The organism is Nocardioides sp. Z38_18 (assembly GCF_058215695.1).
This window is the reverse complement of the sequence record NZ_JBZAJE010000002.1, coordinates 819,531-839,229: the sequence shown is the minus strand read 5'-3', so window position 1 is coordinate 839,229 and position 19,699 is coordinate 819,531. Positions and strand designations below refer to the sequence as shown.

14 protein-coding genes are annotated in these 19,699 nt (G+C 66.5%); 13 read left to right on the top strand and 1 reads right to left on the bottom strand.

Features of this window, described 5'->3' with window-relative positions; translation table 11 throughout:
* Positions 1-5: 5 nt before the first annotated feature.
* The 9 genes from AC4BGC_RS15180 (at position 6) to AC4BGC_RS15140 (ending at position 13,569) form a co-directional block, all read left to right on the top strand.
* A complete protein-coding gene (locus AC4BGC_RS15180; protein ID WP_490556484.1) occupies positions 6-1,319 on the top strand; it encodes a UDP-glucose dehydrogenase family protein in 1,314 nt (437 codons plus the stop codon).
* Positions 1,320-1,358: 39 nt separating this feature from the next.
* Positions 1,359-1,970, top strand: a complete 612-nt coding sequence (gene ygfZ / locus AC4BGC_RS15175) for a CAF17-like 4Fe-4S cluster assembly/insertion protein YgfZ (protein WP_490556483.1) — start codon at positions 1,359-1,361, stop codon at positions 1,968-1,970.
* 98 nt (positions 1,971-2,068) lie between these two features.
* Positions 2,069-4,768, top strand: a complete 2,700-nt coding sequence (locus tag AC4BGC_RS15170) for a glycoside hydrolase family 16 protein (RefSeq protein WP_490556482.1) — start codon at positions 2,069-2,071, stop codon at positions 4,766-4,768.
* Positions 4,769-4,923: 155 nt separating this feature from the next.
* On the top strand, positions 4,924-6,888 hold the full coding sequence (locus tag AC4BGC_RS15165) for a glycoside hydrolase family 16 protein (protein ID WP_490556481.1): 1,965 nt from the start codon (positions 4,924-4,926) through the stop codon (positions 6,886-6,888).
* Between the two features lie 615 nt (positions 6,889-7,503).
* A complete protein-coding gene (locus tag AC4BGC_RS15160) occupies positions 7,504-8,472 on the top strand; it encodes a glycosyltransferase family 2 protein (protein WP_490556480.1) in 969 nt (322 codons plus the stop codon).
* A gap of 278 nt (positions 8,473-8,750) precedes the next feature.
* Positions 8,751-10,229, top strand: a complete 1,479-nt coding sequence (locus AC4BGC_RS15155) for a tyrosine-protein kinase domain-containing protein (RefSeq protein ID WP_490556479.1) — start codon at positions 8,751-8,753, stop codon at positions 10,227-10,229.
* Positions 10,226-11,110 (top strand): glycosyltransferase family 2 protein, encoded by an 885-nt coding sequence (locus AC4BGC_RS15150; RefSeq protein ID WP_490556478.1) that lies wholly within the window; start codon positions 10,226-10,228, stop codon positions 11,108-11,110. The genes AC4BGC_RS15155 and AC4BGC_RS15150 overlap by 4 nt, the downstream gene beginning before the upstream one ends.
* 76 nt (positions 11,111-11,186) lie before the next feature.
* On the top strand, positions 11,187-12,149 hold the full coding sequence (locus AC4BGC_RS15145; RefSeq protein ID WP_490556477.1) for a glycosyltransferase family 8 protein: 963 nt from the start codon (positions 11,187-11,189) through the stop codon (positions 12,147-12,149).
* 145 nt (positions 12,150-12,294) lie between these two features.
* Positions 12,295-13,569, top strand: a complete 1,275-nt coding sequence (locus AC4BGC_RS15140; protein ID WP_490556476.1) for a hypothetical protein — start codon at positions 12,295-12,297, stop codon at positions 13,567-13,569.
* On the opposite strand, the gene AC4BGC_RS15135 is transcribed toward AC4BGC_RS15140, so the two are convergent.
* The gene (locus AC4BGC_RS15135; protein ID WP_490556475.1) at positions 13,508-14,818 is read right to left on the bottom strand and encodes an oligosaccharide flippase family protein; all 1,311 of its coding nucleotides are present in this window, start codon (positions 14,816-14,818) and stop codon (positions 13,508-13,510) included. The two genes, AC4BGC_RS15140 and AC4BGC_RS15135, sit on opposite strands and share 62 nt — an antisense overlap.
* Positions 14,819-14,978: 160 nt before the next feature.
* Here AC4BGC_RS15135 and AC4BGC_RS15130 point away from each other — a divergent pair, with 160 nt between their 5' ends.
* The 4 genes from AC4BGC_RS15130 to AC4BGC_RS15115 all read left to right on the top strand — a co-directional run bounded on the left by AC4BGC_RS15130 (position 14,979) and on the right by AC4BGC_RS15115 (position 19,699).
* A complete protein-coding gene (locus AC4BGC_RS15130) occupies positions 14,979-16,307 on the top strand; it encodes an FAD-dependent oxidoreductase (RefSeq protein WP_490556474.1) in 1,329 nt (442 codons plus the stop codon).
* Between the two features lie 59 nt (positions 16,308-16,366).
* Complete coding sequence (locus tag AC4BGC_RS15125) at positions 16,367-17,455, top strand: glycosyltransferase family 4 protein (RefSeq protein WP_490556473.1); 1,089 nt, start codon at positions 16,367-16,369, stop codon at positions 17,453-17,455.
* Between the two features lie 62 nt (positions 17,456-17,517).
* A complete protein-coding gene (locus AC4BGC_RS15120; RefSeq protein ID WP_490557192.1) occupies positions 17,518-18,483 on the top strand; it encodes a glycosyltransferase family 2 protein in 966 nt (321 codons plus the stop codon).
* Between the two features lie 40 nt (positions 18,484-18,523).
* Positions 18,524-19,699, top strand: a complete 1,176-nt coding sequence (locus tag AC4BGC_RS15115; RefSeq protein ID WP_490556472.1) for a nucleotidyltransferase family protein — start codon at positions 18,524-18,526, stop codon at positions 19,697-19,699.

Genomic DNA, 19,699 nt, shown 5'->3' with positions numbered 1-19,699 from the left:
CGCCCGTGAAGATCTCTGTGATCGGGTGCGGATACCTCGGTGCGGTCCATGCCGCGTGCATGGCCCATCTCGGCCACGACGTCGTCGGAGTCGACGTCAACGCGGCCGCCATCGCGAAGCTGTCGGTCGGGGAGGCGCACTTCTTCGAGCCCGGGCTGCCCGAGCTGCTCGCCTCGGCGCTGGAGTCCGGCCGGCTGAAGTTCACCGAGGACATCGCCGACGCCCGGGGCGCGCAGGTCCACTTCGTGTGCGTCGGAACCCCGCAGCGGGTGGGGGAGTACGCCGCAGACCTCACCTACGTCGATGCAGCCATCGAGTCGCTGCTCCCTCACCTCGAGGCCGGGGACCTGGTCGTCGGGAAGTCCACCGTGCCGGTGGGGACCGCGGAGCGACTGGCGCTCCGGGTCCACGAGGCCGCGCCCGGGGCCGACCTGATCTGGAACCCCGAGTTCCTCCGCGAGGGCAAGGCGGTCCAGGACACCCTGACACCGGACCGTCTCGTCTACGGGGTCCCCGACGGCGATGCGGGTGCCCGCGCCGTCGACGTGCTCGACGAGGTCTACGCGACCGCGATCGAGAACGGCACCCCCCGACTGGTCGGAGACCTCGCCACCGCCCAGCTGGTCAAGGTCGCCGCGAACTCGTTCCTGGCCACCAAGATCTCCTTCATCAACGCCATGGCCGAGCTGTGCGAGGCCTCGGGCGGAGACGTCACCTTCCTGGCGGACGCGATCGGGCTCGACGACCGGATCGGACGTCAGTTCCTCAACGCCGGCCTCGGGTTCGGCGGGGGCTGTCTGCCCAAAGACATCCGGGCGTTCATGGCCCGGGCCGGCGAGCTTGGCGCCGACCAGACCCTCACCTTCCTCAAGGAGGTGGACGCCATCAACATGCGACGTCGCGTGCGCATGGTGGACCTCGCGCGAGAGGAGTGCGGAGGGTCGATTGGCGGCCGCCGGATCGTGGTGCTCGGGGCAGCGTTCAAGCCCGACAGCGACGACGTACGCGACTCCCCAGCGCTGAGCGTGGCCGCCCAGATGTCGCTCCAGGGTGCCGACGTCGTCATCTCCGACCCGAAGGCGATCCCCAACGCGCAGCGCAAGTGGCCGGACCTCGTCTTCGAGGCCGACGTGGACGTGGCGCTGCGTGGCGCCGAGCTGGTCCTGGTGCTCACCGAGTGGCCGGAGTTCGTGGAGCTCGACCCCGAGCGCGTCGGTCGGCTGGTGCGCGACCGCCGAGTCCTGGACGGTCGCAACTGCCTGGACCCCGACCAGTGGCGCGCTGCCGGCTGGACCTACCGCGCTCTCGGCCGCCGCTAGTTAGCGGGCTTCCTGGACCGGATGCGGTTCATGATGCGCGTGGAGGTCGAAGTCGTCACCGAGGACCTCGCCGTCGCCTGGCGCCCCGTGGTTTCGAGCGGTGGAGCGGAGCCCACCGGACCCAGCTCCGGCAAGTACGACGTCTTCGCACGCTCGGAGCTCAAGGCGTACGCCGAGGCGGCAGGCCCCGCCGCAGGGATGTGGGCGTTCGAGGCGCTGCGGATCGCCCGCGGCGAACCCCGTTTCGGCCAGGACACCGACCACCGCACCATCCCCAACGAGGTGGGCTGGATCCCGTCCGCCGTACACCTCGACAAGGGCTGCTACCGCGGGCAGGAGACCGTCGCCCGGGTGCACACCCTGGGACGCCCGCCCCGCCGGCTGACCCTGCTGCACCTCGACGGCTCCGACAACCGCCTCCCCAAGCGCGGTGCTCCCGTGCGGCTCTCGACCGGCTCGGCCGACGGCGTCGGCAAGGAGGTCGGCTTCGTCGGCAGCTCCGCCCGCCACCACGAGCTCGGCCCGATCGCCCTGGCCATGATCAAGCGCAACGTCCCCGTCGACGCCGAGCTCGACGCCGACGGCCTCCCGGCCATGCAGGAGGTCGTGGTCGACCCCGAGGTGGGCCTGCACGTCCGTCCCCTGCGCTGACTAGCCGCGCCGTCAGGCGGTATCCGGCCGGCCCCTTAATTCGCATTTGCATCGACTCGGCCGTTGGAGCGACGTAGGAACTACCGTCGAATCCATGAATGTCCGATTATTCCCATATAGGCATAATTGGGCTATTACTCCACTATGGTGTGGATGTCGCAAAAGCGGCTGCGTGGTCCGGTCGGTCGCGTGGCGTTCGTCAGGTGAGGGATGCGCGAATGGTTCCCCTAAATCGGTGGTCGCAGAGGACCTCCTTCGACTGGTCCCGGGCAGCAACTCGGGTGGCGTTCGTCGCCGTCCTTGCGCTGCTCGCTGCGGAGCTGCCGCAAGTCTCTCACCCCGCTTCCGCACTCTCGGGTCCATCCGCAGTCACGCCGACCACAGCGTCGCCGGGTGCCTCCATCACAGCTTCGAGCCAGCAGCCGGGAACTCGCGCCGTTGACCTTCAGACCGCCCGAGTAACGGCCACGACGCCGTCCGCGGATGCCCTCGATCGGCTGCGGCAGGCTGAGCGCGCGGAACAGGCTGCCGATGAGGCTGAGAGACGATCGGCCGCTGCAGCTCAACGAGCCAGAGCCTCAGCCCTGGCGGCAGTCAACCGCACGAAGGTTGCCGACAGGGCCGCAGCCGGCGCGCAGCTGGCGGTGAGGAAGGCCGTGAAGCGGGCTTCGAAAATGGCCAAGCGGAGTCGCGCCGCAGCGCGCAAGGCCCGGGCCTCAGTTCGGGTGGCCAAGTCAAGGGCTCAGCGGGCCGTCGCAGTCGCGCGACGCGCGAGGCACGTGGCGGCGGCGACCCGGGCCGCGGCGGCATCGGCTGCAGCCAAGGCAGCCAAGGCAGCCAAGGCAGCCAAGGCAGCCAAGGCAGCCAAGAAAGCCGTCAGTACCGCCCCTCGCGTGCCAGGACTCAAGGATGACGCCGGCTGGCGCGCTGTCACCTGGCGTAGCGAAAGAGAGATGCGTGGGGCGAAGCTGGACCTCGTGTGGCCGTCCTCGGTGAAAATCTCGCGTCTCCGCATTGCAGGCACGCTTGCCGATGACATGTTCCGCACCGGTGTTCTCCGCTTCTCCGATGGCTCGTCGCTGCAGGTCACGACCGATGCCTCGGGAGACATCGACGTCAGCTTTCCGCGGCGGTCAGTCACCAGTGCGTCGCTGATTGTGGAAGGGGTCCACGCGGCCTCGGCCACCACCGTCAGTCTCTCGGCCCTTCGTCTCGATGATTCGGGCACGTGGAAGAAGGGTCAGGCCTTCGCCACGACACCCACTGCGACTGAGGGGGTCGCCGCAGCGGCTGTTGATGGTGACCTCGCGACGGGTCGCCTCGGGTACGCGTGGTCAGCCGGCAAGGTCGCTTCTACCGAGCTCACCCTCAAGTGGTCCTCGCCACGGTCCGTTGCGTCAGTGCAGATCATCGGCCTGGAACAGAACGTCGTGAACCCTGCGGCGACATCGTCTCCTCCGGTTCGCGGCGAGGTGCTCTTCTCCGACGGGAGCCGTGTCCCGCTGCCAGGAATCTCGGGTGGCGCAGCGGAGCCGACCCTGGTCGCCTTCACACCACGGATCGTCGACAGGGCGACCGTGCGACTGACACGTCTGGCCCCGGGCGCGAGCCTTGGGGCGCGCGAGGTGGCCTTCTACGACGTCGGCACCACTCCCGCACGCCCGGAGGCCACCGGCTACGGATACTCCATCGAGCCTGCTCGGTTTGCCTCTTGCGACCCGGTGTCGAGATCGGCGGTCCCTTCTCGGGTGTTGCTGTGTCCCCTGACCGGCGCCAGCGTCGAGGGACGTGCGACGGTCGCGGTGCGAGCCGACCCTGGCTCGGTCGTGAGCGCCCGCACCTTCGTGCCGGGTCGCGGGGTCGTCACCATCGCTACCGCTCGAACGAGCGGAGCGGGAATCGCCTCGCTGTCGGTGGATGCGACCCAACTGCCTTCGGGGCCGGTCAACGTCGGCGTCGCCAGGGGGGAGAGCGCCTCTGCGAAACCGTTCGTCTATGCGCAGCTGGTGAATCGAGGAGGTGTGGCGGTCCCGAGCGCGAGGCCCGGACGGGCAGGAATGACCCTGCAGTGGGCGGAGGAGTTCGATCGCCCACTGTCGATTTCCGGCTGGGGTCGGGGGGCGACCTACGCTGCCGTGAAGCCGGAGTACTGGGGCGAGGGACCATTCGGGGACGCGGTTTTCGCCAAGCCGGAAGCTGGACTGGCGACCCTCGGCACGGACGCGGGTCATCTCCGAATCCGGGCCCAGGACATCGGGACGGGCAAGGACCCCAATGGCTGGGGCCGCACCCACGTCGGCGGCATCATGTCCTCGATGCGCGTGGGTGGATCCGGCTTCTCAGCCCAACACGGGTACTTCGAGGCCCGCATGCTGGGCGCGCCGGGCAAGGGCACCTGGCCCGCCTTCTGGATGATGGACGTCACCGGGGCCACACAGAAGGATGCAGGCGCGGCGGAGACCGACGCGGTCGAGCTCTACGGACACTCCACTCTCGGCAGTTGCCACACGATCCATACCTGGGGGGCGACGAGGTCCGGCTCCGGCGTGTGCCCAGACCCGAACGGCTTCGGTGACTGGGCTCTGGGATGGCACACCTACGGTGTGCAGATCCTTCCCAATGGGGCAGATTTCTACATCGACGGGACCTTGGTCGCCAAGCGCCGGGGGCAGGACTTCACCGACCGGCCGATGTTCTTCATGCTCAACCTCTCGCTCGGTGGTGGTTGGCCCGTCGACCTGACTGCCACCGACAAGACGGCCGACATGTGGGTCGACTGGGTGCGGGTCTACAGCTGAGGGCACCGTCTGGTAGCCAGAGGAGGGTGACCTGCTGGGCCGTCCCGGTTGGTGGTCAGCGCGGTGGCGCGCGCTGACGGGCTGCCTAGGATGTGCGCTCGGGGGTGGCCATGAGGCGTCCAGGACGGCGTACGGCGATCTCGTCCGTGTGCCTCGTGCTGGTCGTGGTGGCCTCTTTCGTCACGTGGATGCTCGTGAATGCGCCGACGGGCACCATGAGTGCCAGCTCGAGCCGGGCGGGACATGCAGCCGAGCTTGCTGCCCCGGGCGTGCCTGGGTCGTGGCGTCCGACCGGCAAGACCGCCGGCGCGTGGCTGCAACGAACCTGGGACCGGGCTGTGGTCGTGCGCACCGTCAGGGTCCGAGCTGAGGAGCAGCATGGTGGCAGGCCCCAGGCGGGATACCTGCGCTTCAGCGATGGTTCCCAGGTAAGCGTGCAGCTGGGCGGCCCGGACTCGGAGATCGCCCTGAACCCCCGCCGCGTCACGTGGATGCGTCTCACGCTCAGCGAGGTGGCCAAGACGCAGAGCTCGGCCGGAGTGGCCGAGCTGGATGCCGTTGACCGGGCCGGCGCTGAGGGGCCAGTGGCGTCTGACGTCCCCGCGGACGGGGATGTTGCCGGCTCGGCACACCTGAGCGGAGCGACCCCGGCCCTCGTTGACCGACGGAGCACAACAGCATCCGCCGTCAGCGGTGTGATCGAGTTGAAGTGGGCGCGTCCGCACGAGCTGACCCGGGTATCGGTGGGAGGAGTCAGCGGCAGTTCGTCGCTGCGCAGCGGAACACTCTCCTTCTCCGATGGCTCCACCCTGCCGCTTGGAGCGGTGACGAGCGACTCGGCTCGGCCCACCGTCATCGCTTTCATGCCCCGCAGCGCGACCTCACTTCGCCTCACCGTCGACTCACTGTCGGGTGAGGGTGGTCTGAGCTTGTCCTCCTTGGCTGTCTTCGGGCGTGGCGCCGATCCGGTGCGCCCACTCGGCGTCCGATCCTCAGACCCGGTCGAGGACCCGGGCGACCTGGGTTGCGCTCCGTCCGGCCCACGACCGAGTGACCCGACCGGCGTCGTGGTGCTCTGTCCCAGCAACGGCGCGATCGTTGCCGACATGGTGCATCTCCGGGTAGCCGCGGGTAGGGCCTATGACTCGGTGTCGGCTGTCCCCTGGGGCGACGGCGCCCCGATGAAACCCCTACGCGTCGCACTTGACGATGCTGGCGAGGCAGACATGGACGTTGACGTCTCGACCCTGGGTCCAGGGCCCTTCGTGATGGCCATCACCGCGAGCGCGGCAGACGGCCGCGCCAGGTCGGTCCACCTCCAGCTCGTCAGACCAGGAGAGCCGGCCGCGGCTCCGGACACCGGTCCTCCCGGTCGCGCCAAGGTGTTCGAGGAAGATTTCGACGGGGTGATCTCGGCCAGTCGCACGGGAGAGGGTGCGGACTACGTCGTGGGAAAGCCGGAGCACTCCGGGGTCGTCGACTTCGGGGACGCCCCCTTCGCAGACCCGGCTCTGGGAATGGACAACCTGGGCCAGATGAAGGGATACCTGCGCCTCTCGGTACGTCCGCGGCCCGTCGGGGTTGGAGATGGGCAAGGGGCCGACCCTGCGTACGTCGGCGCAATGGTGGCCTCGGCACGACCTGGTGGTTCGGGATTCTCCGCACAGTACGGCTACTTCGAAGCGCGCATGCTGAGCCCGGCCGAGCCGGGCACCTGGCCTGCGTTCTGGTTGCTCACCAACCCCAACCTGGTGGAGAAGCAGCCCGTGGTCGCCGAAGTCGACGCAGTCGAGATGTACGGCCATGAGCCGGTTTCCGCCTGCCACACCAGCCACCAGTATCCCGACCCCGAGAAGGTGGGAAAGACGCTGTGTGGAAAGCGTTGGGCATCCGCGCGAGAAGCGCTGGGGTGGCACACGTACGGCGTCGACGTGCGGCCCGACCGCATCCGCTACTTCATCGACGGCGAGCCGATCGGTGACGTGCCGCGAGTAGGGGCAACGGAGCAGCCGATGTTCTTCATGCTCGACCTCGCTCTGGGGGGCGGCTGGCCAGTCGACCTGTCCTCCGTGCGCGGGCGGGCCTCGCTCTACGTCGATTGGATTCGCGTCTACGTATAGCAGAGAACAAAGAATACTAATCAGATTCGCGCTGCCCGAAGGGCCGAAAGACGAGACAACCGATGCCAGAACAATGGGTAATCACTAGAGTAGGGCCCTGCCTCGGTTTGGGGCCGACCCACCAGAGTGTACTCGTGGCTGGAGGATCACGACATGGCTGGCCGCCTGCTGCGACGAGGGACTTTGGCAAGAGTTGAGGGGTGCGTCGCGGTTCACCGCGCGGCGGCCTTCGGTGGCCGGCAGAGTCATCTACGGCTGGGCTACTCGCAGGTTATGAACCCTCTCTGTCTGCACCAGAAGGGTAGTTTCCCTCTTGGCATGGCTGCGCGCCACTTGGAACGACGATTCATGAAGAACTTGGCGTTGTCGGTAGTCGGCCCGTCACGTCGGTGTCGTCGAGAGCGACTTCGAGGCAACGCGCTCGCCATCCGCGATGCTCTGGGTGGGGGGATCACCCCCGAACGCTTTGTTGAGCCGTAGGAGACGCAGCCATGATGCACCCGCAGAGATTCTCCGAGGATCATGAGGGCCAGTACCCGTCGAGGAGATTGGGCAATGCATTCAGCAGCTGATGAACGAGACGCTGTACAGGTGCTTACGCGGAGGCGAAGTCGCTTGAGCATCTGGTGGCAAATGGCGCACGTGAATTTTGGCGAAAGCGTCGTGGCGCACCTTCGGGCCAGCGTGAAGCGACGTGAATGGCGACCGGTCGTGATGCGCAATGGGCTTTCTGGCGCCACCCTCGTAGTGGTGATGGTGATCAAGAATGAGTTGCCGAGGCTTGAGTACCACCTCGACTACTATCGGGGCCTCGGCGTCCAGCACTTTCTCGTGATTGACAATGATTCCACAGACGGCACTCGCGATTTCTTGGTCGACTGCCAGGACGTATCGATTATAACTGCGCAGGGAAGTTATAGGGATTCGAGGTACGGCGTCGATTGGCTCAACGGCGTTCTCCGCCGCTACTGCGCCGACAAGTGGATATTGTGGGTGGATGCGGATGAACTGCTGGTCTTCTCCTTTCGGCAAACCTCGCTGTCCGAATTAGTGGCGCGCCTTGAGGAAGTGGGGCGACGCTCACTTCAGACCATTATGATTGACATGTATAGCAACAATCGGGCGCGCCAGAACGCTCTGCATTCGGGGCAGGACCCATTGTCAGTGTGCAACCTTTTTGATAGATCGGGTTATCGCCAGACTTTCGACCCCGGCAATCACACGGCTTGGATCAAGGGTGGAGTGCGGGGCCGACTCTTTTTTGAGGATTTGGCGGCCTCACCCGCACTCAACAAGACGCCCTTCGTACGCTGGCGGAGACACTACGTGTTTCTTAAGTCCGCTCATCAACTCTGGCCGCGACGCTTAAATGGTCGTACGCGCCTCGGAGGGGCTCTGCTCCATTTCAAGTTCACCGACGTTGCTGGGAGCAAAATTGCCGACCCGGCCTATCGTGCGCAGCACACAGGGGAGTACGACTCCTACGTTTCGCTGGACGAGATGCGCTTCGTCGGGCCGCTCACAGCGGCATTTAACAACCCGGAAGCGCTGGAGCAAGCCGGCCTAATTGAGCCCTTCGTCTGAGATCGCGGGTTCGATGCCGATACCGCAACGTGTACTTGATCCCCCATGAGACCCATGGTCTGCGATGAGTCCTGCCGGCACACGTTCCTGTTGCGCATTTGTTATTTGGGTGATCTCCCACCAAGGGTTATTAGCGCCGAGAATGCGTGGGGTCTGGTGACTGGATTCACGGCAGTGATGGCGCTTGTTAGTCCTAGCCGCACTGTTGCCATGGTCTGGCAGTCGAGATAACGGGGGTGTGGAAGCGACCCGTGTCGTAGGGTCTGCCTTCCCCGACGGTGCAACGCGGCGCCGCCCAACTGGATCATCGGCGATCCCCTGCCGGTGCCGGAGACGTGTCGATGGACCTACGTGACTACCTGAGGCTGCTGCGGAGGGGTGCCCTCACCATCGCGGCAGCCGTCCTTCTGTCCGCCGTCCTCGCTGCGTTCTATCTCCAGGCGACCCCCAAGGTCTATCAGGCCAATGCCGCGATCCTCGTCTCTCCGACCAACCCGCGAACGATCGGTGAGCTCCAGGTCGGTGCTCAGTACGCCCAGTCCTCAGCCGGGACCATCGCCCTTCTCATCGGCACCACGGCGGTGCTCAGGCCGGCAGTCCGTGACCTCAAGGTCGAGGACTCCGGCGCCGCGCTGTCGCCCGACGAGCTGCGCACGATGGTGACAGCTTCCTCGGCCGAGTCTTCGGCCGTGGTCAACGTCACGGCCAATGCTCCGGACGCAGCGCTTGCGGCGGCGATCGCGAACATCGTCGCGAACAGGGCCGTCGCGCGGGTGCCGGAGCTGGTGAGCACCCAGCGGTCGCCCGGGTCGCCGCTGCTGGAGCTCCAGGTGATCCAGCGTGCCGAACCCCCCACAGGTCCTTCAGCCCCCAATGACAAGCGGATCTTCGTGCTGTTCCTCGCGGTCGGACTGGCTGCAGGGTTGGCGGTCACGCTGGTGCGCCAGTCACTGGACAGCCGGCTGCGTCGCTCGGAGGACATTACGGAGGTGACCCGGATCCCCTTGCTGGCTACCTTGGCCAAGGAGCGGAAGGGGGGCCGTTCGGCGATCGTTGTGCGTGACTTCCCCTCGAGTGTGTCCGTGGAGGGCTACCGCGTCCTGCGCACCAACCTGGGAGCGCTCAGGCCGGATGAGCGGTCCAGCGTTCTGGTCTCCGCCGTGAGTCACGATCCGTCCGCGACGCAGGTGTCGGTCAACCTCGCGTGGTCGTTGGCCCAGACAGGACGTCGCGTTCTGCTGGTTGACCTCGACCTCCGGCACGCCCACGTAGCGGCTCTGTTCGGGCTCCCGGGGAGTCCGGGGGCGGCGGACGTACTGAAGGGTCGCGCCGATTTCAAGGACGTTGTCGTGGCCACCACCCATCCCAACCTGCACCTCGTCCCTGGTGGGGTCGCGAACCAAGCGCCCTCGGACCTGCTCAGTAGCCGGGTCCTCGACACCTTGATGGAGCGCGCCGAGGCCGATTATGACAACGTGGTGATCAACGCCCCACCGCTCCTCAGCTATACCGACGCAGCCGTCGTTGCCCGAGCAGCCGGGCAAACGGTTGTCCTGGTGCGTGCCGGTCACACGAAGGCGCCCGACCTCACCCGCGCCATCGGTGTGCTCGCCAACGTAGGAGTGACCCCACTGGGTCTCGTGCTGAGCGATGCCCGGGTCTCTGTCGCCGACAACCTACGCACCCGCGGAGGGCGATCTGTGTCGCCGTCTGCACGCTTCGAGCTCGCTCGCCGGGGTGCCGGAGGCACTCGGTGAGTCCGACTCTGCGATCCGCCGTGGTGTTGGCCTCCGCGGGCAGACCGGACCTCCTGGGCGAGGCCCTGCAGGCCGTCGCTGCTCAGCAGGGTGTGGTGTTCGAAACCGTTGTCTCAGTCCCGGACGCGGAGAGCCTCCCGGATGATCCTGAGCTCTTACGGGACGTCCGCCTGGTAACGGGGACCAGGGGACTCGCTGCTCAACGCAACGCGGGCCTCGCCGCCCTGGTCCCGGGGACGCAGGTGGTGGCCTTCTTCGACGATGACAGCGTGCCACGCAACGACTGGATGGTCACAGCGGTTGACTTCCTCGAGCAGCATCCCGAGGTCGTCGGACTGACGGGCAGGGTACTGCTCGACGGAGCAGTCTCCGGAGAGATCTCCAAGGAGCGCACCCGAGCCGCGCTGATGGCGTCTATGAGCGAGCCCCCATCCGGCCGTTGGCACCAGTGGCAGGAGCTCTACGGCTGCAACTTCGCGATCCGATTGGACCGCATAGGGGACGAGCGCTTCGACGAGCGGCTGCCTCTCTACTCCTGGCTGGAGGACCACGACATGGCACGGCGACTCCTGAGGCGAGGCGGCCTGGCGAAGGTCGACGACTGTGTCGTGGTGCACCGGGCCGCCGCATCGGGAGGCCGGCAAAATCACGTGCGGCTCGGCTACTCCCAGGTCATGAACCCGCTCTACCTGCACCACAAGGGCAGCTTCCCGCTCGGTTTGGCTGTTGGCCACCTGGGGCGGCGCGTGGCGAAGAACGCCGTCTTCGCTGTGGCCGGGTCATCGCACCAGTGGCGGCGGCAGCGGCTGCGCGGCAATGCGCTGGCCTTCCGCGACGCGGTTCGCGGACGCATCACACCCGAACGCATCGTCCATCTCTAGGGCAGACCATGAGCGTCACTCTCAGCGTCTTCGCGCACGGCCCCCACGCGGCGCGTTCCGGTCGCCAGGTGCACGCATGACGGTCGCTGTTTGCTATGTCGCCAGCGCGGGCCACATGTTCCAGACTGCTCTCAGCGCTCTTCAGGCGCGCCGTCACTGCGATGATGCCGTGAGCATCTTCGTGGTGTTCCTGACCGAGGGGGCGGCCAGCGAAGCTGAGGCGGCGGACTTCGAGGGAGTCCTGGACCGGCACAGCGTGCGTTTGCTGCGGCTACCCCGCACGGTGCTGAAAGACCTGCCCCCCACCTTCGGTCGGTTCTTCATCGACGCCGTCTTGCCTGCGGAGGTGGACCGGGTCCTCTACCTCGACGGCGATACCCAGATCCTCAGTGACCTGAGTCTGCTCCTGAAGGTCTCGCCGCCGGCTGATGGTGTCGCAGCATGCCTCGACCCCATGGTGCTCCTCTCTCGGGTTGGTGGGCGCCAGCACGCCAAAATCGCCCGATGGTGGCTACGTTCGGGGATCCCGGAACCCTTTCGTGAGCGGTACATCAACTCAGGTGTCTTCCTGATGGATCGCGGATACCTCACGACCTTGCGTCGGGAGGTCACTGCGCACGCCAGGGCGCATCCCCAGCTCGTCTTCCCGGACCAGGACGCACTCAACGTCGTGCTGGGCGAGCGGGTGAGGCTGCTGTCGACATGCTGGAATTTTCCCGGGTTCCTGTTGGGGACTGCGGCGGAGAGAGTTGCGCCTCCGCGGCTGGTGCACTTCATGTCGATGCCCAGGCCGTGGAACGCCAGCCTCAGGCCATGGGGTCACCGGTTCTACGAACCGTACGAGCTGCTTGCGTACGGCGAACCAGCCTTGCAGTCGTACTGGCAGCGGTTCAGCACGCTGACGTCACTTCGCTACACCGCGCAGCAGGCCTACAAGGAAGTCGCCGAGCGCCGCGTGCTCGCGGGCGGACGTGCGGAGTCCTTGATGCGTGAGCTGGAAGCCCGTGCCGATGCGCCGACGGGGCGGGCCGGCGCATGACGAGCTGGCAAGCGGCGGGAGAGGAGGCGGGGCAGTGACCGGGCTGATGGTGGTGACGGCGCTCGTGATCCTCGCTGCGCTCGCAGGGTGGCTGACGTACGGCCAGGCCCTGGCCATCGGGGGAGCCACGCCGGCCGGGGCGGCGTTGATCGTCGGCTCCGCCGTGGTGCCTACGTTCTACGCCGTCGCGATGGCTGTGGCTGCCGCATCCGCCATGGGTGTGCTTGCGGTGAGGCAGGGGGGCCGAAGCCCGCGCAGGCCGCTGCCACCGGGAGCGCTTCTTCTCGTCCTGTTCCTGTGCTGGTCCGTTCTGGTCACCCTGACGGCGCCGCTGTTGTTCGATCAGCTCGCCGTGGTGCACCCGGTTGCCGGCAAGCTCTCGGCCGGCACCTTGACCTCGTCCAATTTCGCCCAGATCGCCTACCTCTCCCTGGGCATCTGCGTCGTGGTCTTCCTAGCGCGTTCCGCCAGCACCCGACCAGCGCTGCTCGGGCTGGCTCTCGGCCTGTGCCTGGCCCTCTCCTTCGCCCGCTACCTGGCGTTGGAGCTCGGCCTGCCGTTCCCCGAGGGGTTCTTCGACAGCTCGCCGAACTTCAACTACATCGAGACCGCTGCTGGTGGCCTCGAGAGGGTCCGCGGCATCCTCTCCGAACCCGCTGCTCTGGCAATGACCTGTGTCACTGGCATCGCCTACTTCGTTCCGCGCGCGGCGGCAGTGAACGGGTGGCGTCGGGTGGGGTGCCTGACCATGACCGGGGTCGCCGGCTACCTAGGAGTCGTGTCGACCTCGACGACCTTCGTTGTCGCCGGGCTGGTGAGCGCGGGCATCTTCGGGGCAGTGGCTCTGGTGGCCTTCGCGGCGCGTCGGTCGACCATGAGTCTCGCGGTGGGGCTCGCGGTCTGTGGGGCGATCGTGGCAGCAGCACTGGTGATGCCTACTGTGGTGGCGTTCGTGGAGTCGAGCATTGGCGACAAGGTCGGATCCAGTTCCTTCGAGAATCGGTCATCTGCCGACGCGAGGTCCTTCGGGATCTTTCTGGAGACCTACGGGGTCGGGGTCGGACTCGGCTCTGCTCGAGCATCGTCGTTCGTGCCGACCCTCCTCAGCTCAGTCGGCCTGGTCGGGTCGATCCTGCTGCTGGCCGCACTCGTCACGATCGTGCTCGCGGCGATGGGGGACCGCTCGTGCCGTCCGGTCGCGTGTGCGCTCGTCGCCTTCCTGGTCGTCAAGGTGACGTCGGCTCCCGACCTGTCCGACCCCAGCGGCACCCTGTGGATCAGCCTCGGGGTGCTGTCGAACGCTGCGCTTCGTGCTGGGTCCACGACCCGCGCCGTCGCTGGCGGCAAGATCAACGCCGTCATCGACGAGAGTTGGGAAGTCGCCTCCAGAGACCGCCGAGTACCGCAGTGGCTTCGGTGAACAGGCGTTGTAAGTCTGAGGCACGGATGAGCCAGAAGTCACCGGCGGGCACCGCCATGACTCGTTTTGCGCCCACGATCATGAAGAGGTTCATCACCAGCGTGCTCACCAGTCCGGCATAGCAGGCACCGTAGACCCCGAACTTCGGGACCAGCAGGAAGAACACCGCGATGTTGCCGGCCAGGGTGGCGGACAGTCCGAGGCTTCTCAGACCAGGGCGTCCCCAAGCGGCCAGCCCGCTGGCGGCCATCAGACCCGGGATCGAGATGAGTGCGGTCAGGAGCAGCAGGAGCGTTGGGACGAGCGCATCGCTGAACTCCGGACCGAACAGCGGCACGATGGCGAACGGGAGCGCCGCCGCCATCGCTCCGCACCCGAGGATGCCGAGCAGAAGCGTCAGCCTTGACGTGGTGGTGAGCTGGTTGGCGTCCTGGCTCTTGCTGTTGACGCCGAAGACGGCGCCCTGGATGGCGAAGGCCACGATCAGGGGCACATCAGCGACGGTGATCGCGACGCTGAAGAGACCCAGCTCCCTTGAGGAGGACAGTGGCACCATGAAGAGTTGACTGACGCGGGCCAAGAGCATGCTGGCCACACTTCCGAACCACACCCGCGCGCCGAAGCTCACCAGCGACCCGAGTACCGGACCGGCCAACGCCGGCAAGGCTGAGGCGTCCTCGTCCGAGGGGTGCGCTCCCTGCGCGCGCATCCTCGGGAGATAGACGATGCCACCCGCGAACGGCGCTGTGACGATGACCAGCAGCGCGGACAGAACGGTGAGGTGACCGGTGACGAACAGGCCTCCGAACCACGCGAGCCGCCAGAGGGTGACGACCACGCGTTCGAGAGCCACCCTGTTCCATCGTTGATGTCCGCTGGCCGCCCCGCGCTGAATGTTCACGAGCAGGGAAGGCAGCGTCACCAGTGCGCCCACCACCATGAGGTGGGCCAAAGCTTGGTCCTGGCCCGAGAGGTACGGTGCCGCCAGCCAGATCACGGCGACCGCCACAGACCCGATCGCCAGTGTGATCGCAGCGGCCCAGAGCATGGCGACGCGGGTGTCCTGCGGTCGCCTTGCAAGTAGGTGGGTCAAGGCCTCCGGCAGGCCGAGGGTGGCGACAGCGAGCATGAGTGTGGCGGGACCCATTGCTGCGGCCAGGTCGCCGCGGCCCTCCGGGCTGAGTGCTCTTGCCAGCAGGGGAGCGGTGACGAGTCCGACGGCAGGAACGAGGAAGCTCGCTCCGGTCATCAGGGCAATAGCCCGTTTTAGGCTGGGATCCCCCGTTCCTATCGCCACTGTCGCAGAATAGGCGGCCCTTTCGTTCTTCGACGGCGTATCCCGCCCACTGAGCGGCGGGCTGCCTTGCCTGACGAGAAGTGGCAGGATCTCCGAAGTCGAAGGAGTGCCGGTGGATGATGTCGGGTCAGGGGGCTCACTGAACGCCGAGGTTGTGGTGCTCGGTGCCGGCATAAGCGGACTGGTCGGCGCTTCTGTCTTGTTGAGTCAAGGTTGCGAATCGGTCCTGGTCGTGGACGAATACGCCCGTGTGGGCGGTAATCACATCGATATTCAAATCGGTGCCTATTCCTTTGATGTCGGCAGCCTGATCTTCCAGGACGACTCTCCTCTGCTCGACCACTTCCCCGAGCTGATGCTGCGCTACTTGCCGATCGCTCCGGCTTGGTCGCGAGTGAATCCACAAGGCGTCGTCACGGAGTACCCGTTCTCGCTGCGAGAAGACTTCGTCGCCGCCGGGCCCGTCGAGATGGCACGCATGATCGCCTCGGCCATCGGCGGCCGGCTGGATCGGCGGCGCCTACACACCGCACGCGATTACGCCCGGAGGGCCCTCGGCGCTCGATTCCTGCGCAGGTCCGGTCTCGAGCACTACATGGAGCGATTCTGCGGCTGCCCCATCAATCAGATCGAGCTCTCTTTCGCCGAGTCCCGAATGGCATGGGTGGGGGACCAGACCCGACCTCGCGCCGTCGCGGGGCGATTGTGGAGAGCGCTGCGGTCGCTGCCGCCCCCTCCCCCCGACAACGTCCAGCTCGCGCGGCCCCGAACCGGGTTCGCTGCGCTCTACGAACCTGTGGTCGGTAACCTCACGTCGCGAGGCGTTCGCTTCGAGCTCGGGCGAGAGTTGCGCGCGATCCGGCGCACGGTGGATGGCTTCGAGCTCGAGACAAGATCGGGACTGATTTCCGCCGGTCGAGTGATCTCGACGATCCCAGTGCGACGCGCCCTGGGTCTCGTCGGACTCACCTCGCCGCCGCTGCCGACGGTGACACTTGTCAGCCTCTTCTACAGCTTTACGGGGGATCGCGGATTCACCGACCCCATTGTCTACAACTTTTCGTACGAGGAACGGTGGAAGCGACTGACCGTCTATTCCGACTTCTATGGCGCGGTTGGCGGCCGGGAGTACTTCACGGTCGAGGTGGTGGGAGGACTTTCAGGCCATACTTCGGTCAACGAGGCGGATGAGGGGTTCCGCAACCACGTGAGCTCCTTGGGCCTGTTCCATGGCGAGCTGCGTCTGGAGGGCCATCACATCCTGGAAGAGGCCTATCCCATCTACGTCAAGGGGAGCGGCAACCGAGCTGTTGCGGCCCGAACCAGGCTTGCCAGGGCTGGGATCGAATCTTTCGGTCGCCAGGGCGGATTTCAGTATCAGCCCACGGCTCGCACCTCGACGTTGGAGGCGGAGTCCGCGTTAGGCTCACCGCGACAATGACGTCCCGTGGAGACTTCAAGAGGCGCGTCCCTGGGGCGAACCGAGATGGGGACGGCGGCATGAAAATCCTGCACCTTCTCAAGCACGGGCAGCAGGGCAACGGGCACGTTCACGTCGCCGTGGACCTTGCCTGCGCGCAGGTCGCGGCCGGGCACGAAGTCACCTTCGCCGCAGCGCGATCGACGTACAGCGACCTGATGCGCGACCACGGCGTCCGCGTCATCGACCTCGCAGAGCCCTCGTCGATCGGGCGGGTACCGCGCTCTGGACTTGAACTGTGGCAGCTGTGCCGCCGTACTCGCCCCGACATCATCAATGCGCACATGATGTCCTCGGCGGTGCTGGCCTACCCCATTGCGAAGGCGATGGGGATCGCATTGGTAACCACGATGCACAACTCGTTCGACCGTCACTCCGTCCTGATGCGGCTCGGCCGGGTCGTCATCGCTGTCAGTGAGGCTGAGCGGATGCTCCTGCTCTCTCGCGGCTACCGCGCTGATCGAGTCGTGACGGTCTTGAACGGTGCCGCCGCCTCGCCGCGGGACACCCTCCCGCGCGACGACCGTGTGCTTGAACGCCCCTGCGTGATGACTCTGTCGGGGCTCCATCCACGCAAAGCCGTCGACGACGTCGTCACTGCTTTCGCCAGTCTCACTGCGGACTTTCCTGACTGGCATCTCAACGTCGTCGGGGCGGGACCAGACGCTGATCGCTTGCGGTCTCGTATCGAGGAGCTCGACCTCGGCAAGGTGGTGCACATGCTCGGTTCCTCGCCTGCACCCCGGGCGCTGCTGGAACAGGCAGACATCTTTGCCACCGCTACCCTGGCCGATCCGTGTCCGCTGAACGTCATGGAAGCGAGGGCGGCTGGCTGTGCCATCGTCGCCACGGCAGTCGGTGGCATCCCGGAGACTCTCGAGCAGGGAGGCGCAGGTCAGCTGGTCCCGCCTGGGAGGCCCTCGGCCATGGCTGCCGGGCTGCGCGGCCTCATGGGTGATCCGGAGGAGCTCGAGGCTTGGCGCGAACGATCTCTGCGCGGCTCCGAGTTCTTCACGGTGCGACGGATGGCTGATGACCACCTGAGGGTGTACGAGTCGGCTCTTCGACGCGGACCGGTCCACCGTCCCGCCGGTGTCCGGGGAGCCTGATTCAGGTGAAGTTTCATGGTGCGCCATTGGGGGGGGGCCGACCCTTGCAACGGTTGAGCGTCGTGATCCCGAACTACAACTACGAGCGGTTCGTCGCGGATGCGATCGAGAGTGCCTTGGCCCTGCACTGGTCCGACGTCGAGGTCGTCGTGGTCGACGACGGATCGACAGACGGGTCGCTCGAGGTCATCCGGCGCTACGAGGATCGGGTTCGGGTGCTTGCGACCGAGAATGCGAGCCAGCGCGTGGCCGTCAACCGGGGCCTCGCGGCCACGACCGGTGACATCGTGATCATTCTCGACTCCGACGACGTCCTCCCCCCTGAGCTCCCGCGCCACCTCGCCTCCGCCTGGGCCCCTGACGTCAGCAAGGCTCAATTCCGCATGCAACGCATCGACGAGAGCGGGTCCCCGCTGGGTAGCCCGTTTCCTCGGTACGTGGACAAACCGTCGCCAGCCCAGATCAGGGCCTGGCTCACCCGGACGTCGGCCTACCCGACGCCGCCAGGCTCCGGGAACGCATACGCCCGCTGGTTCGTGGACCTGCTGGCACCGGTGGACGATCGATTGGGCAACGCCGCTGACTCCGCGCTGCTAGCGGCGGCGCCGCTGCTGGGTGAAGTCGTCACGGTGCCAGAGGTGATCGTTGGTTACCGACAGCACGCATCGAACGACAGCAATCTGCTGAACGAACCCAGCCGCTTCGGGCGCGAAGTCGAACGCGCACGCGCGCGGTGGGCGTTTGCTCGTGAGGTAGCGCCGACTCAGCGTCTCGATGAAACTGCCCTCTTTCGTAGCAGAGAGTTGTTGCAGCTGAGGGTGGCTGCCCTAGTGATGACACCACAAACCCCCGCCGCGCTGCCGGGAGACGGTCGCCGCCGCATGGCGTGGGATGCCATCCGTTCTCCGATCCATCCCGGGCCAGAGAAGATGCAGCAGCGGCTCGTAGTGGCGTTGTGGTGCCTCGCGGCCGTCGTCTTGCCACGTGGTCTGGCGACAAGGCTGGTCACGCTGCGATATCGGCGATGAGGAGAGTGCGGAGCGAGCCGCGCCGATGGAGGTCCGGAACATGACAGACCCACTGGCCGTACCCCGGGACAAACGTGCCTCCGTTGAGGATCACTTTCTTCTGGAGGTGGTTCGTGGGATCGCGCGGGCGTCGGAAGTTCCAGCAGCGCCCCCCGGCGACCGATGGGTGGAGCGCGCCGTGCGACATGGCATCTTGATTCCGCTGCTCGGTGCGCTACGGGCTTCCGGGAGACGGCTGCGACCAGAGCTCGATGCGAGCCGCACTGCCGCAGGGCTGCGGGCCCTGACGATCAAGCACGATCTAGCAGTCGTGGCGACGGCGCTCAATTCGGCTGAGGTGGACTGGGTCGTTGTGAAGGGTCCGGTGCTGAGCGAGATCGTGTACCTCCGGAGCGGCACCCGTGAGAGCGCGGATCTGGACGTCCTGGTTGCTCCTGGACACCTTCGGCGCGCTTTGGCCGTACTCAGAGAGAGTCAAGTCCAACTCCTCGGTGTCGACTGGAGTCAGCGAACCTGGGCCAAGGGAGCCGAGGTCCCTATGGTGCTGCCATCCGGCACGATCATCGACCTTCACTGGCACCTGATCAACCGCCCGGCGATGCGCCGCGCGTACGGACTCGGTACCGAGTCCGTGCTTGAAGCCCGGGTCGTCCGAGATCTGGGTGGGGTCGAGGTGCCCACCCTCGATGACCTGGACCTTGTGCTGCACGTCCTGCTGCATGCGTGTCTCGACGGTTGTGGGCGTCTGCGCGCCTTCCTTGACGCCCAGCAGTGCCTCATCTGGCTTGATGCCATGGGATGGTCGCCCAGCGACCTGGCCGATCGGGCTGCCAGCCGGAGACTCGGTGCTCCAGCGTGGCTGGTCCTTTCGATGACGGCCGATGCGGTCGACCCGACTTTGAGGCGGTGGTGCGATGCGATCACCGGAGCGACTGTGGCGGCACGAGCGGTGCTCTACCTGACTCGCCGTCCCGACGGCAGCCCAATCGTCAACGGGGTGACCAGGAGACTGACCCGTTACATCACCCCCACCACCGTCGGATCAGTGATCGGAGTTGGTGGCTACGCGGCCAACCGGGTGGCGCGTCTGGTGCGAGCCGATCAGACGCAAGTGAGTGGCCCGGTCTCGCAGGTGAATTCGCCTGATTTCGAGCGCTTCCTTGACCGAGCGGAGACTCGTCTAAAGCCGACACGGGGGGACCGCAATCTCCACTGA

What these genes read in the sequence shown, in the direction of transcription:
- AC4BGC_RS15170 (WP_490556482.1), top strand. Translation starts at nt 2,069, where the DNA reads ATGTCCGATTATTCCCATATAGGCATAATTGGGCTATTACTCCACTAT.
- AC4BGC_RS15145 (WP_490556477.1), top strand. Translation starts at nt 11,187, where the DNA reads ATGACGGTCGCTGTTTGCTATGTCGCCAGCGCGGGCCACATGTTCCAG.
- AC4BGC_RS15135 (WP_490556475.1), bottom strand. Translation starts at nt 14,818, where the DNA reads ATGACCGGAGCGAGCTTCCTCGTTCCTGCCGTCGGACTCGTCACCGCT.
- AC4BGC_RS15125 (WP_490556473.1), top strand. Translation starts at nt 16,367, where the DNA reads ATGAAAATCCTGCACCTTCTCAAGCACGGGCAGCAGGGCAACGGGCAC.
- AC4BGC_RS15115 (WP_490556472.1), top strand. Translation starts at nt 18,524, where the DNA reads ATGACAGACCCACTGGCCGTACCCCGGGACAAACGTGCCTCCGTTGAG.